This window comes from Ruminococcus sp. CAG:57 (assembly GCF_000435935.1).
Taxonomy (GTDB): domain Bacteria; phylum Bacillota; class Clostridia; order Oscillospirales; family Ruminococcaceae; genus Hominimerdicola; species Hominimerdicola aceti.
The window spans coordinates 11442-25463 of sequence record NZ_FR890793.1; the positions used below are offsets into that span (position 1 = coordinate 11442).

Below are 14022 nucleotides of genomic sequence, written 5' to 3' on the forward strand. Positions count from 1 at the left end.
CTTCCATAGCCTTATAGCCTGCGATTGCCATCTGGTCGTTTGCAAAAACTATAGCTTCAAGTTCTGGATTATCGTCAATTAGCTTTCCGACTTCGTCAACACAGAATTTTGAAAAATTACCATATGCAACACGCTTTTCGTCATAGATGATACCATTTTCCTCAAGAGTCTCCTTGTAAACGTCAAGTCTTTCAAGGGCATCATCACTTGTTTTAGGTCCGCTTACCATACCTATCTTTTTACAGCCATGCACCTTTATAAGATGTTCTATAGCCTCCTTCATTCCCGTTCTGTTGTCGAGCATGATACAAGGATAACCATCAATATGTGCCGTTATAGTTATAACAGGCGTTCCAGCAAATTTTTTCAGAAACTGAACCTTATGCTCGTTGTCAAGATATGTTCCCAGTGTGCCGATAAGCACAAGCAGAACGTCGAACTTATTTGCCGCCGCCATATCGAACAAAGTATTATACTGATACTCATACACCGTTCTCAGCTTGTCGGCATAGATCCCATCTATATATCTGCCTGGAAAAATAACGAGGTCGGCGTCGCACTGCTCTGCGCCTATCATTGCGCCCTCTGCAACTGCATCGTCAAAATCATCTTCAAGGTGGCTCACCAAAAGTCCTATTTTTATACGTCTGCGTTTAGCAGTATCATTCATCATCTCATGATCCTCCGTACAAATCAGCCGTGCTGCTTCAGACGATCTAAAGCAGCGTCACACAAGGCACGCCTATGGGCTTTGCCTTATTTGTTTATCTTGATATCTTTCTTACAGTCGACTACTGAAAGCGTACCATTTGGACTTCCAAGCCACCAGCCATCGCCTGTAAGGAACATTACGTCGAACTGACAGCTTTGTGCTGTCACGTCACCTTTACCAGTTTTATCTCCAATGCCTGAGACAGAACCGCCCTCGCAATAAAGCTTAAAGACAGTATTTTTAAGCTCACAATCCAGCTCGCCGTCCCTTGTTCCCACACAGTTGAGAGTTCTTCCCTTCATAGAAATGTTGAGCCTGCCATCAAGAATACATATCCTTCCGGTCCCGTTACTCATAACTCCCACTGCAGTCAGGTTATTTCCAGAAAGCTCACAACTCATGTTATAGTCTGAAATGCTTATATCAGCACTGCCCTTTACAGCACCAACGCCCACTGACATCCCTGCCGCAAGCTTTAGCCTGCAGCCACAGTTTGATATAGTCACATCTGCGTCGCCGTCGATGCTTCCAATACCAACGCACCTATCGCCACTGCAATTTACAGCTATATCACCGCCTGCAATGACAATACCATCTTTGCAGCCTCCTCCGCCTATTCCGACGCACTTGTCGCCATTTGCAGTTATATCAAGAATACCTGTCATTGCGACAGTTATCCTTCCGCAAGGCTGCCTGCTGTCAGTGCCTATTGCATAGCAATCCTTCGACTCTGATCTGACATAAAGCTCACCTGAGCCTACAAGCTCTAACGACGATCCCTCAGGGACATAAATGCCTCTGCCGTCTATATGATCTTCACCGCTGCACACTATCCTTACTCTCGAGCCAGTGCCAAGCTTTATGTTCGGTAGTTCCCCATATGTAGTGAGCCATGCGTTTTTCAAGTGAATGACGCAATCAACGCCACTACCAACTGTCACAGACAGAGGCACTGCATGATCGTCCTCAGCCTTTCCTGAAAGAGTAAATGTACCTGTGCCGAGAAAAATGTCAGAATATCTTTTTTTATACATCTCAGCAAGGTCGATAACGTCATTATCCTCAGCGTGGAAGACCTTTTTATCTTTATCTCCAGCCTCGATACTGTAAGCCACTATCTCCTCACGGATATTTTCCGAGATATCGTGGATAAGCACAGGCTTCGGCTTAGAAACATAATAACCCTGAATAAGATCGACGCCGAAATATATCATGGTCTTAAGTTCTTCGCTTGTTTCAACGCCCTCTGCAAGTGCGGTATATCCGCTTGAATGGAAATATTCCACCATTTTTGAAACTATCTTCTGAGCCTTAGGATTCTGGTCAATGCCAGAAATGAGGGAACGGTCTATCTTTACCACCTCAGGATCATATCGCAGAAGATTCGATGTATTTGAATAGCCTGTGCCGTAATCGTCAATAGCAAGGCTCATATTGTTCTTTTCAAGACGCACCCTTATTCTATCGAGGTCGTCCTCGCTGATCTCTGTCTGCTCTGTCATTTCGATAACGACCTTTTCAAGAAGTTCGCCATAGTCATTGACGATCGCATAAAAATCCTTATCGTCAAGAGCATGAGATGATATTGAATTTATATACAGCCTACGGTTTTCAAAATCGAGCTGATGCTTGCTGAGATATTTAAGAGTATTTTTCAGTGTAGCCTTCTCTATATCGTAAAGTCTGCCGAAATTTTTAGCACAGTTGAGTATCTGAAGCGGATTGAGTGCTATATTTCCCTTTGTTCTCATAAGCGCTTCATAAGCGACTATCTCGCCTGTTGAAGAACTAACGATAGGCTGAAAATGATATGTAAACAGATTTTTATCAAGAAGCTCTGAAAAAGCCCTGATATTCTCGATATCACTCTTCTGCTTTGCATATTTTTCAGGATCAAAGCAACAAATACTGCCTGCACCCTTTGCCTTAGCTTCATAGAGTGCAAAGCCTGCTGCGTGCATGAGTCTTGCTGGCACTTCAAAGCCGCTGCTTATGCCTGCCGTCACAGACAGCGAATGATTTGAAGACGATCTCACTCCAAATTCATCTGGCAGGCAACACTCCTTCACCGCTTTACGTATATTGTCAGCAAATTCCTCAGGCTTACCTCCAAAGCGTGGAACATATATCCAAAACTGACCGTCTGAATTGAATGCCGTCACAGTATTTTCAGGCAAAACCGCAACAGCCGCCTTAAGTGCCACCCCTATGCAGTAGTCTGAATCCAAAAGCTTCCCTGCTCCATCAAATCTTACAAGAGCAAGCAATGATGAGCGTGTCATTCCATCAAGAAGTCTTACAAGCTCTGATTGTGGTATAATGTCGAGCCCTTCAAAAATACTTTTTGACATATATTCTTTCGACAGATACACTATTCCGGCGGTAATGCCACTTGGAGTGTCAAGAAGTTCTATACACAACGGCAGGCCAAGATCTCGTCCTCCGCCGTTCAATGCAACTATATCTCTGAACTTGTCATAATCTGTGTTCTCTCTAAGTCCCATAAGAGCACGACAGTTTTCATCGGCATAAAACTCTCCGCTCTTCTCGTCCATAACAAACCCGCCGATATTGTGCCATATTGAACAAACCTTTCCCCAGACAGCACCAAAATAGCTTTGCCACAATTTATTTTCCATATCCATGATCTTCACCATGCCTGAATATACGACTGTGTTCAGACAACCCTTCCTTTGGAGATTTGTTAATTTTTTATATTTTTATAACTAATTATTTATCAAGCCTATTATAACATAAACCCGATAAAATTACAATAGCGACTAAGGAAAAGATGTTACAAAATCGTGCATGGAATTTTGTATATCTGTTTGACTTAGCTGATTTTTGGTAGTATAATATAAGCATACACACAATGGAAAGTTAGGATAAAATGACAGATTTTCACAATAAGTATTCAGTGCTTCAGGACTTTTTCGGACACTCTCAGTTCAGAAATGGTCAGGAGCAGATAATAGACAGCATACTTGCAGGGCGTGACTGCCTTGGAGTTATGCCAACAGGCGCAGGCAAATCTATGTGCTATCAAATACCTGCTCTTATGTTTGACGGGATAACTATAGTTGTTTCGCCGCTCATATCCCTTATGAAAGATCAGGTGAACTCGCTGATACAATCGGGAGTGAGGGCAGCGTATCTGAACTCGTCACTGACGGCGGCACAGTATGAAATGGCTATATCAAACGCCGCCCGTGGTATGTACAAGATAATATATGTTGCACCTGAAAGGCTGATGACAGGATCGTTTCTGTCACTGGCTTCGTCGGTGAAGATATCCATGCTTGCGGTGGACGAAGCCCACTGCGTTTCTCAGTGGGGACAGGATTTCAGACCTTCCTATATGAAGATACCCGAGTTTCTTGGCAAACTTCCCTACCGCCCTATCGTCAGTGCATTCACCGCCACTGCCACCGCAGAAGTAAAAGCGGACATTATCAAAATGCTTGAACTCCGTGACCCTTTCACCATAACCACAGGCTTTGACAGAAAAAATCTCTACTTTGGCGTTTCTCACCCTCATGACAAATATAGTGAAACAGTGAGGATAGTTGAGAAATACAAGGACAACTGCGGAATAATCTACTGCTCCACAAGAAAAAATGTTGAGAGCGTGTGTGAAAAGCTCTGTGCCGACGGCTACAACGCTTCACGCTATCATGCAGGACTTTCTGATGAGGAAAGGCGTAAAAATCAGGACGATTTTATCTTTGACCGTGTCCAGGTCATGGTAGCGACCAATGCTTTCGGCATGGGAATAGACAAATCAAACGTGAGCTATGTCATACATTATAATATGCCTAAGAATATTGAAAGCTATTATCAGGAGGCAGGCAGAGCGGGACGTGACGGAAACGAAGCAAAGTGCATTTTGTTCTACAGCGGTCAGGACGTTGCGACCAACAAGTTTCTTATAAACAATTCTCATGACAATCCCGACCTTGACGATGACACTCTTGAAATGATACGCAAACGTGATCTTATGCGTCTGAAAAAGATGACCGATTACTGCAACACAAGCGGCTGTCTGAGAGAGTTTATCCTTGGATATTTCGGTGAGAAGCAGGACAAGCCTTGTCAGAACTGCTCAGGCTGTTTGGGTGATTTCGGAGAAACAGAAGAAGTTGACGTGTCTGTAGATTGCCAAAAAGTGCTTTCCTGCATTTATAGACTTCACCAGCGAAACCTTTCTTTTGGAGCAGGTGTCATAGCACAGATACTTAAAGGCTCAGACTCCGAAAAGGTAAAGCGTTTTGACCTTTCCACTCTTTCAACCTACGGCATAATGAAAGACTCCACGCAGGTCTATATCCGCAGGCTCATAGCTTTTCTTGAAGCTGATGATTACATCACACAGACTTCACACGGGGATTTTTCTGTGCTTACCCTTACAAGAAGGTCTGCAGAGATATTAATGGACAAAAAGACTATTACAATACGCCTTCCAAAGAAAAAGCCAAAGAGCGAAACGGTCACAAAGATCGGCAGAGACGAAGTTACGACATTTGACAAGGAGCTTTTCGGACGGCTCAGAGCTGTGCGGAGCAAGCTTGCGACACAGGCGAGTCTGCCTGCATATATCATTCTTACAGACGCTTCACTGCGTGATATGTGTATAAAGCTGCCTAAGACGCAGACGGAGCTTTTGAATATCTCAGGAGTGGGAAAGTCAAAGCAGGAACGTTATGGAAGATACTTTGTAGCTGAGATACAGAAATATCTCAAGGAAAATCCTGACGCTGCTTCGGGTTATAAATATATCCCTGAGGGCTATCTGCAAAAGCAAAATGCGGTTGGCGGTCAAAGCACAAAGGAATATATAATCGCCCACGCAGGTGAGCTTTCAGGCAAGGAACAGGATATGACCCTTTCAGAAGTATGCGACAGCATTTTCTATCAGCTCGGCACAGACGGCGATATAAGAAGCATAAAACTTGCCATAAAAGAATGGCTCATAGGTGAAAATTATCTTGCAAAAGACGGAGCAAACGGCAGGGGCTTTCTTGAAACTACAATACTTTCCCCTGAAGCAGGAATAATAGAGCGTGAAAAAATATCACAGCTTGGAAACAGCTACAAGACGATACTTTTTCCAAAGCAGGCGCAGGAGTTTATCTTTGAGAACATAGAGGAGATACTCAGCAAAGATGCACAAAACTCATAATAAAATGCGGTTTTGCGGCTGTTTTCATTCATGCAGAAAAAAGGACGAACACAAAATGTTCGTCCTTTTATTTATCAGTTATAACCGCAGGCAAGCCGTTTTTCAAACTCAGCCACAGGCAGAGGCTTGTCAAACACAAAGCCCTGAACAGCGTCACAGCCAACTTCTCTGAGATAGTCAAGCTGCTGCTCAGTTTCAACTCCCTCGGCGATAGTTTCCTTGCCAAGCTTTTTAACCATTTTTATAATGTAATAGAACATTATAAGATCTTTATCCTTGCCCTCATAATCCTTTTCAAGAGGAATAAAGGACTTGTCTATCTTTATTACCTGCAGATCAACGTTCTTTATCATATTGAGCGATGAAAAGCCAGTACCAAAATCGTCCATAGATGTGACGATACCATTAGCTCTCAGACCATTCACAATCTCTGTGATAAGCTCAAAATTCTGATAATCCTCGCTTTCAGTAAGCTCTATTTCTATAAGCTGGTGATCAAGCTCGTATTTGTCGATCAAGGCAACTATATTGCCTATCATATTTTTTTCTTCCAGGTGCTTCCTCGAAAAATTCACTGATATCCTCAAGGGTTCAAAACCCATATCTATGCGTTTTCTCAGCCATTTGCAAACTTCTTCAAGCACATAGTAGTCAAGCTTTATTATGCTTCCGTCATTCGTAAGAAGCGGAACAAACTCCACCGGTGCTGATAACCTTCCCTTTCTATGCCAACGTACAAGGGCTTCTGCACCAAATATCTCCTTGGTTTCGATGCGTACCTTTGGCTGATAATACACCTCGAACTCACCTGCCATAAGCCCAGCCATGAAGTTTGACAGCACTCCCTGAATTTTCATCAGTTCTTGTTTTATATTTTCGGAATACTCCATTACATGGCCTGCACCAACTCGTCTTGCAGCAGAATATGCAATGCTCGCACGAGCCATTACTTCTCTTGGATATCTTATACCCACAGTTGACGAATATCCGATGGTTGCACTAAAAATAAAATCCTTTGATACTTTGCCATCGTCATACCTTATGTTCATAAAGCTGAGCATATCAATATATTCTCTGAGCGATTCGTTCTTTACAAGCATAACGAAATTATCGCCGCCAAGTCTTGTGATCATCTCACCATCTGAAAGATTTCGGTATATTGTCTTTGTATAATTACGCAAAACAACGTCGCCCTGTTCGTAATTTAATACCTTATTTACATATTTGAAGTTATGTATATTGAAAAAGATTATACTGAAATCCTCTATCCTGTTTTGCGCTATAAGCATACCGGCGTAATTTATCAAAGCGTCTAAAGTTGCTGCACCTGTTTCGATATCCGTTTTTATAACATGAGTAACAAGCTCCTGCATAATTACCCTGTTAAATTGGGTAAAAACAGTGTTTGCGATTATCTCTACGATATTCCTTTGCTCGTTATCAAAGCCATTGGAATTACCAGAATAAAAGGTCACTGTTATAAAGCCGCCTTCAAACAAAGGAAAACTTGCCTCAAAAGGCTTGTTTTCCACGTCCTTCTCTCTGTCATAAAGCACCATGAGCATATCTGCTCCATCCTCACAAAGCTTTGTTGCAGGCATTTTCACTGCAAGCTCCGCTCTGACGATGTCAAGCTTGTCTGCCACAGCAGCCACAGCACTTTTCACCTTGGCACTGCATTCGTCCATATTCTCCGAATCTTCATATATCGTTCGGAAGAAAAGCATCAAATCATTATCAAAATTCATTTTTATCCCCACTAATTTTTTATTCAATGATCACGTTCAGGAAAACGTTTTCAAAAATACCTGTACTTACCTTATTTCATTTTACTACTTTTTATAAAAAAAGTCAAGCAAGCATAGCAAAACGCCGTCATTTTCCGACGGCGTTTTATCGTCTTAGTATCTATAGCTGCTTTCACCTACAAACTCCCTTGCAAGGGAATTTACAGGCACACTTTCGAGCATCACCGGCTCTATCTCCTCAAGGGCTTTTAGCATAGGCAAAAAGCGTTCAAAATCCTTATAGCTCCTGCTCTCACGTCGCAGTGTATCCAAAAGATAGTTCTTATACAAGGCAGGCTCATAAGCGTGAAAAGTATCCACTGAAAACTCAGCCCTGTGCTTGTATGGCATTATATACTTGTTCTCGCCAGCCTCAACGCTGTCGAACATATCTAGTGTTTCCGCTGCACTTCTGCCACGGAAAAATCCGTCCCTTATAAGTCTGCGCATAAGCCTGATATAGCAAGGATGCAGAAGCTCACCGTCTTTCAATTCGAGTCTGCTTCTTACACTGACGTACATACATCTTGCATAATCTCCTGCCGCACCTGTGACCTCCGGGTTAAGGGCATGGATACCCTCAAAAACAACTATGTCGTTTTTGTTTCGTCTGAGTCTTTCTCCATCACGCCTGCATTGTTCTGAAAATTCAAACTTCGGCAGAACGACTTCCTCACCGCTGTTTATCTTTTCCATATGCTCATAAAGAAGCTTTCGGTCTATTCTGTCAGGAGATTCATAGTCAGGCTTTCCGTCCTCTCCTATAACAGCGGTGAAGCTGTCCGATGGAAGAAAATAATCGTCCATAGAGATAGTGTGGGTGTGTATCCCCCTGCTGTCAAGTATTTCCTCTATTTTCAACGCTGTTGTGGTCTTGCCCGCCCCTGACGGACCTGCCAAAAGCAATATAGGCTTCTCCTTTTGATGCTCCTCGATGCTGTCTGCAATGGCAACGAGCTTTTCATTATATTTTCTGTCGCACTCTTCAACAAAAAGCTTTTCGTCATCTCTGACCTTTCTGTTTATAGCACTGACGTGTATCTTTTTCATTGTGTGGTTTGTTCCTTTCGTATGCATCAGGCAACACCACACATAAAGCGTGCAGTGTTGCCCTGTATCTCATATTATATGTGGAGCAAAGGCTAATCGTTCCACTTCGCACAGATATTATTTATGGTATCAGTGAGCTTTGCGAGGTCTTTATTCGTAAGACCTGAGCTTTTGTTTACCAAAGCCGTCAGCCTGTCAAGAGCGCTGAGCAGACGCTGATAGTTAGGGGACGCACCTGTCTTCTTGACTATCTTTATAGGGGTCGTGTTTTTGAACTCGCCGCTTATAAGGTCAAGCTCCGCACCGCTGTATGGTGCAAAGGCGTTAAGCCCGAAATCGTTGCGCAGATGCTCCTTATACGCCTCGGCAACTGAATCCTCGCCGTGGTTGACAAAGACTTTCTTAGGCGGCTTTTCATAGCTTTTTATCCACCTGTCCAGACCGTCAACGTCAGCGTGACCGCTCACGCCTGGCAGCACCAGTATCTCAGCCCTGACAACAATTTCCTCACCGAAAAGCTTTGCAGTTTTTGCACCCTCCACAAGACTTCTTCCAAGGGTATTCATAGCCTGATAGCCCACAAAAAGTATGGTGTTTTCAGGCTTCCACAAATTGTGTTTGAGGTGGTGTTTTATTCTGCCTGCCTCACACATACCGCTTGCGGAAATTATTATCTTAGGTGTGTCGATAAAGTTTATGGCTCTTGACTCGTCACTTGTGACAGCGATATTAAGTCCGCTGAAAGTGATAGGATTTATGCCCTTGTTCACATAGGACATTGCTTCCTCGTCAAAGCATGAATTTTTGTTTTTATTGAATATCTGCGTTGCCTCGATAGCAAGTGGAGAATCCACATACACAGGAAAATCCCCATGTCCAGTCACCATATTCTCCGCCTTGATATGCCTTATAAAATACAGCAGTTCCTGTGTTCTGCCCACTGCGAATGACGGTATAACAAGGTTTCCTCCCCTATCAAAGGTCTTTTGAATGACCTCTGCAAGACTCTTTGCATAGTCCTTCGGCTTATCATGGCGACGGTTACCATATGTGGACTCCATTACAACATAATCCGCCTCCGTTATATACTGCGGATCTCTTATAAGAGGCTGGTTAAGGTTTCCTATATCTCCCGAAAATACGATCTTACGTTCTTCACCGTTCTCTTTGAGCCATATCTCGATGCTTGATGAGCCAAGCAGGTGACCTGCGTCAATAAAGCGTACCTTTATGCCCTCGGATATCTCCGTCACCTCACTGTATGGGTGTGGGCAAAGGCAAGCAATAGCCGCCTCTGCGTCTGCCATAGTATAGAGTGGCGACACCTCGCCAGTGCCCTTACGTTTGCCCTTTCTGCTTCTCCACTCAGCTTCAAACTCCTGAATATGTGCTGAATCTCTCAGCATTATCTCACATAAATTACAAGTGGCCTCAGTTGCGTGTATCTGTCCAGCAAAGCCGCCTGCCGCCAACAGTGGAAGCAGACCTGAATGATCTATATGAGCATGAGTCAGCAATACAAAATCTATATTTCCAGGAGGACAAGGTATCTTCGCATTTTCAAAATAGTCAACGCCCTGCTCCATTCCGAAATCCACCAGAAATCTCTTTCCGCAGGCTTCTATATATGTACAACTTCCCGTTACCTCATGTGTTGCACCGATAAAATTAAGTTTCATTGCCCTTATCCCCTCGTTTCGTTCATATTCTGTGACAGTATCTCTATCACACTTACATTATAGCACATTCCCAGTGTGATTTCAAGCATTTTGCATAAAAATATTTGATTATCGGCAATTATTTTGTAAAGTCTGAAAGAACGTCAAGTAATAATGAAGTAAGGAACAGCATATAGATTACTACAGAAAAATTTAATGGGGTGTGAACAATGAATGGATCCGAAAAGGAACGATGTGTGCTGCTTGGAGAATATGTTGCGGCACACAGAGCCACGGTACGCTGTGCGGCAAAGGAATTTGGCATAAGCAAATCCACTGTACATAAGGATCTGACAGAACGTCTGCCGAAAATCTCTCCTCAGCTTTTCAAAAGCGTAAAAGAGGTCCTTGAGGAAAACAAACGTGAAAGACATATAAGAGGCGGAATAGCGACCAAGCATAAATATGAACAGCAGTTCAAAAAGGCTGTAAAATGAAAAAAGGACGGTTTGAGCCGTCCTTTTTATGTTATCAGAATTTTCTTGCTTCCGCCCTTTTAGAAATAAGATCTTTCCATGCAGAGGGGTGGAAAAGTATCAGCAGAGGGAAAAGCTCCAATCTGCCTGCAAGCATATCGAACATGAAAACGAACTTTGAAAAAACAGAGAAGTTTGAAAAGTTGCCTGCTGGACCTACCTCCGCAAGACCAGGTCCCATGTTATTGATGGTTGTCAGCACAGCAGTAAAGTTTGTTACAAGATCTTTACCATCAAATGCCACCATAAAAACTGATGAAGCAAAAATTATCACGAATGTTACGATATAAACATTTATAGAACGTACTATCTCATGCTCAACCGGTTTGCCGTCAAGGTTTACCTTGCGTATGCTCTTTGGGTGTATATATGAGTGAAGCTCCTTTATCATTGTCTTGAAAAGCACGATCACTCTTGATACCTTTATACCTCCGCCCGTACTGCCTGCGCAAGCTCCTATGAACATTATAAGTACAAGCACCGTCCGGCATATCTGAGGCCACAGATTAAAGTCAGTGCTTGAAAAGCCCGTACTTGTAATGAGCGACGCCACCTGAAATACTGATTTTGTGAGTGCGTCAAAAATGCTAACACAGCGGTCGAGGATATTTGCGAATATTATAGCTGTGGCAATGAGGATTATAGCAAAATAGCACCGTACTTCCTCCATTTTGAATGCCTTTTTAAAGTGCCTGTATATAATATAATAGTATGCGTTAAAATTCACGCCAAACAGTATCATGAAAATGGCAACCACCCACTGCAAATATGGCGAATAGCTTCCTAAGCTGTCGTTCTTGACTCCAAAACCACCCGTGCCTGCCGTTCCAACGGCTGTACAAATGCTGTCAAACACAGGCATTTTGCCAATAATAAGGAAAATAAATTCCAATATGGTCATGCCAAAATAGATTATATAAAGTATCCTTGCGGTATATTTCATCTTTGGAACAAGCTTGCCCACTGATGGTCCAGGGCTTTCCGCCCTCATAAGATTTATATTTGAGCCACCGCTCAGCGGTATGATAGCAAGCAGGAAAACTAAAACTCCCATACCGCCTATCCAGTGCGTGAAACTTCGCCAAAAAAGTGCAGTATGAGAAAGCGCCTCAACATTGGTAAGGATCGAAGCACCAGTTGTTGTAAAGCCGGAAACTGTTTCAAACATAGCATCCGTGAAGCTTGGTATCTCTCCGCTTATCCAAAAAGGCATACACCCAACAAGGCTCATAACTATCCAGCTCAAAGATGTTGCTATACAACCCTCTTTGAGATAAAACACATAGTTTTTAGGCTTTTTCCAAGCCATTACCACGCCAAAAGCAAGGCACACAATGGCTGTTCCAAGATAATAAAGTCCCACGCCTTCCCCGTAAACCAGCGACACTATACAAGGCAGCAGCAAAAAGCAGGCTTCCATTCGCATAACGTTTCCTAAAATATATCGAATGATCGAGCTGTTCATATTTCCTCCGCTATTTCAGAATATCAGTGATATCGTTAAATCCCGTATGAGTAGTGACGACCATTACAGTGTCGCCCCTCTCTATAGTATCCTGACCGCTCGGGATAATGATCTTGCCGTTTCGGTTTATGAACGCCACAAGCAAATGTCTTTTTAAATCAAGAGCCTGAAGCGGTGTACCTGTGACCTCTGACTCCTGATCCACCTTGAACTCGATAGCTTCTACTCTATGATCGAACAAATGATACAGCGTTTCGATATTGCTATCTCCCGATTCGTTCTTCGCACGGACGTAGGCTATTATCGCCTCAGAGGTGATATATCTTGGATATACTACGCTTCCAAGGTCCAGTCTGCTTATAACGTCCTTGAAGTTTATCCTGTTTATCTTTGTGATAGTCTTAGCATTTGACACCTGTCTGGCATGAAGAGTGAGCAAGATATTTTCTTCGTCTATTCCCGTGAGAGCCACAAATGACTCTGCATACTCTATGCCCTCTTCCTTCAGAAGTTCCTCGTCAGTGCCATCACCGTTTATTATTATCGCCTTTGGCAAAAGCACGCTGAGATCCTCACAGCGCTGTCTGTCATTCTCGATTATCTTGACGTTGATCCCCATGCCAATAAGACGTTTTGCAAGATAATAAGCCGCCTTGCCACCGCCTATTATCATTGTGTTCTTCACCTGATTTGTCTTCACACTGATATCCTCAAAGAACGTTCTTGAAAAATTTCTTTGGGTGCAAAATGAGATAACATCATTCTTTTTCATTGTGAAATCGCCAGATGGAATATATATTTCCCCTTCTCTCTCAACAACACATATAAGCAGGCTTGTTGCCGTTTTACGGCTAAGCTCAGCGATCGTAGTGCCCACAAGAGGATTGCCCTCAGGTATCTTATACTTTATAAGCTCAGCCTGACCATTCGCAAAGGTGTTTACCTCAAGAGCTGTTGGCAGACAAAGTATTCTTGACGCTTCTCTTGAAGCCTCAAGCTCAGGATTTATGACCATTGCAAGACCAAGCTTCTCTCTTAGATAGACTATCTCCTTGCTGTAATCAGGTGTTCTTACTCTTGCTATAGCTGAACACTTTGCTACTCTCTTGGCAAGTGTACAACAAAGCAGGTTAAGCTCATCAGACTCTGTGACAGCAATTATAAGGTCGGCGTTCTCTATGCCGGCATCCTGCTGAACGCTAAAGCTTGCGCCGTTTCCTACGATGCCCATAATGTCATAAAGACTACTGAGTTCCTGTATCTTCTTTGCATTCTTGTCAACTATCGTGATATCGTGACCCTCTTTCACAAGCTGTTCAACAAGGGTCGTGCCTACTTTTCCGCAGCCCACAATGATAATATTCAAACCGCCTGCAGGCTTCTTTTGTTTACTCATATTTTTCCTCCCACCGAATGACATACTGCCATTCACAGCAGTTCTCTGCACTTCTTCTCTTCATTAAGCAGAGCCTGATCATCAAAAGCGTATAATTCCATATCATATAATGTATCACTATGCTGTTAATAATATGTTAAAGTATAGTAAAGATATTAATAAAATTTACGACGATTGCCTAACTCATTTTTCCAAATTAGCGATTTTCAAAAAAAGTTATAAAAAAACACAAAAAACTG

General features: G+C 42.9%; 8 protein-coding genes and 1 pseudogene. 2 read left to right on the forward strand and 7 right to left on the reverse strand.

Annotated features, from left to right (window positions below; all coding sequences use genetic code 11):
- Together QVO88_RS11400 and QVO88_RS11405 are read right to left on the reverse strand one after the other, a co-directional pair.
- Positions 1-673, reverse strand: a pseudogene (locus QVO88_RS11400) (substrate-binding domain-containing protein); the annotation flags it as partial.
- Positions 674-756: 83 nt separating this feature from the next.
- Complete coding sequence (locus tag QVO88_RS11405) at positions 757-3369, reverse strand: GGDEF domain-containing protein (RefSeq protein WP_288178041.1); 2613 nt, start codon at positions 3367-3369, stop codon at positions 757-759.
- Positions 3370-3602: 233 nt separating this feature from the next.
- Between QVO88_RS11405 and recQ the strand changes: the two genes are divergently transcribed.
- On the forward strand, positions 3603-5891 hold the full coding sequence (gene recQ, locus QVO88_RS11410; RefSeq protein ID WP_022288577.1) for a DNA helicase RecQ: 2289 nt from the start codon (positions 3603-3605) through the stop codon (positions 5889-5891).
- A gap of 74 nt (positions 5892-5965) precedes the next feature.
- Here recQ and QVO88_RS11415 read toward each other — a convergent pair whose 3' ends face one another.
- From QVO88_RS11415 to QVO88_RS11425, 3 genes are all read right to left on the reverse strand, one after another.
- Complete coding sequence (locus tag QVO88_RS11415) at positions 5966-7579, reverse strand: bifunctional diguanylate cyclase/phosphodiesterase (RefSeq protein ID WP_288178042.1); 1614 nt, start codon at positions 7577-7579, stop codon at positions 5966-5968.
- A gap of 213 nt (positions 7580-7792) precedes the next feature.
- Entirely contained in the window at positions 7793-8728 is a 936-nt protein-coding gene (locus QVO88_RS11420) for a uridine kinase (RefSeq protein ID WP_022288579.1), read from the reverse strand.
- 92 nt (positions 8729-8820) lie between these two features.
- Entirely contained in the window at positions 8821-10407 is a 1587-nt protein-coding gene (locus QVO88_RS11425; RefSeq protein WP_022288580.1) for an MBL fold metallo-hydrolase RNA specificity domain-containing protein, read from the reverse strand.
- A 209-nt stretch (positions 10408-10616) separates the two neighbouring features.
- Here QVO88_RS11425 and spoIIID point away from each other — a divergent pair, with 209 nt between their 5' ends.
- Complete coding sequence (spoIIID, locus tag QVO88_RS11430; RefSeq protein WP_038671255.1) at positions 10617-10883, forward strand: sporulation transcriptional regulator SpoIIID; 267 nt, start codon at positions 10617-10619, stop codon at positions 10881-10883.
- A 34-nt stretch (positions 10884-10917) separates the two neighbouring features.
- Here the strand turns inward: spoIIID and QVO88_RS11435 are convergent, their stop codons facing one another.
- On the reverse strand, positions 10918-12387 hold the full coding sequence (locus tag QVO88_RS11435) for a TrkH family potassium uptake protein (RefSeq protein WP_022288582.1): 1470 nt from the start codon (positions 12385-12387) through the stop codon (positions 10918-10920).
- A 10-nt stretch (positions 12388-12397) separates the two neighbouring features.
- The gene (trkA, locus tag QVO88_RS11440) at positions 12398-13783 is read right to left on the reverse strand and encodes a Trk system potassium transporter TrkA (protein ID WP_022288583.1); all 1386 of its coding nucleotides are present in this window, start codon (positions 13781-13783) and stop codon (positions 12398-12400) included.
- Positions 13784-14022 lie beyond the last annotated feature (239 nt).

What these genes read in the sequence shown, in the direction of transcription:
- QVO88_RS11405 (WP_288178041.1), bottom strand. Translation starts at nt 3,369, where the DNA reads ATGGTGAAGATCATGGATATGGAAAATAAATTGTGGCAAAGCTATTTT.
- recQ (WP_022288577.1), top strand. Translation starts at nt 3,603, where the DNA reads ATGACAGATTTTCACAATAAGTATTCAGTGCTTCAGGACTTTTTCGGA.
- QVO88_RS11415 (WP_288178042.1), bottom strand. Translation starts at nt 7,579, where the DNA reads ATGGACGAATGCAGTGCCAAGGTGAAAAGTGCTGTGGCTGCTGTGGCA.
- QVO88_RS11420 (WP_022288579.1), bottom strand. Translation starts at nt 8,728, where the DNA reads ATGAAAAAGATACACGTCAGTGCTATAAACAGAAAGGTCAGAGATGAC.
- QVO88_RS11425 (WP_022288580.1), bottom strand. Translation starts at nt 10,407, where the DNA reads ATGAAACTTAATTTTATCGGTGCAACACATGAGGTAACGGGAAGTTGT.
- spoIIID (WP_038671255.1), top strand. Translation starts at nt 10,617, where the DNA reads ATGAATGGATCCGAAAAGGAACGATGTGTGCTGCTTGGAGAATATGTT.
- QVO88_RS11435 (WP_022288582.1), bottom strand. Translation starts at nt 12,387, where the DNA reads ATGAACAGCTCGATCATTCGATATATTTTAGGAAACGTTATGCGAATG.
- trkA (WP_022288583.1), bottom strand. Translation starts at nt 13,783, where the DNA reads ATGAGTAAACAAAAGAAGCCTGCAGGCGGTTTGAATATTATCATTGTG.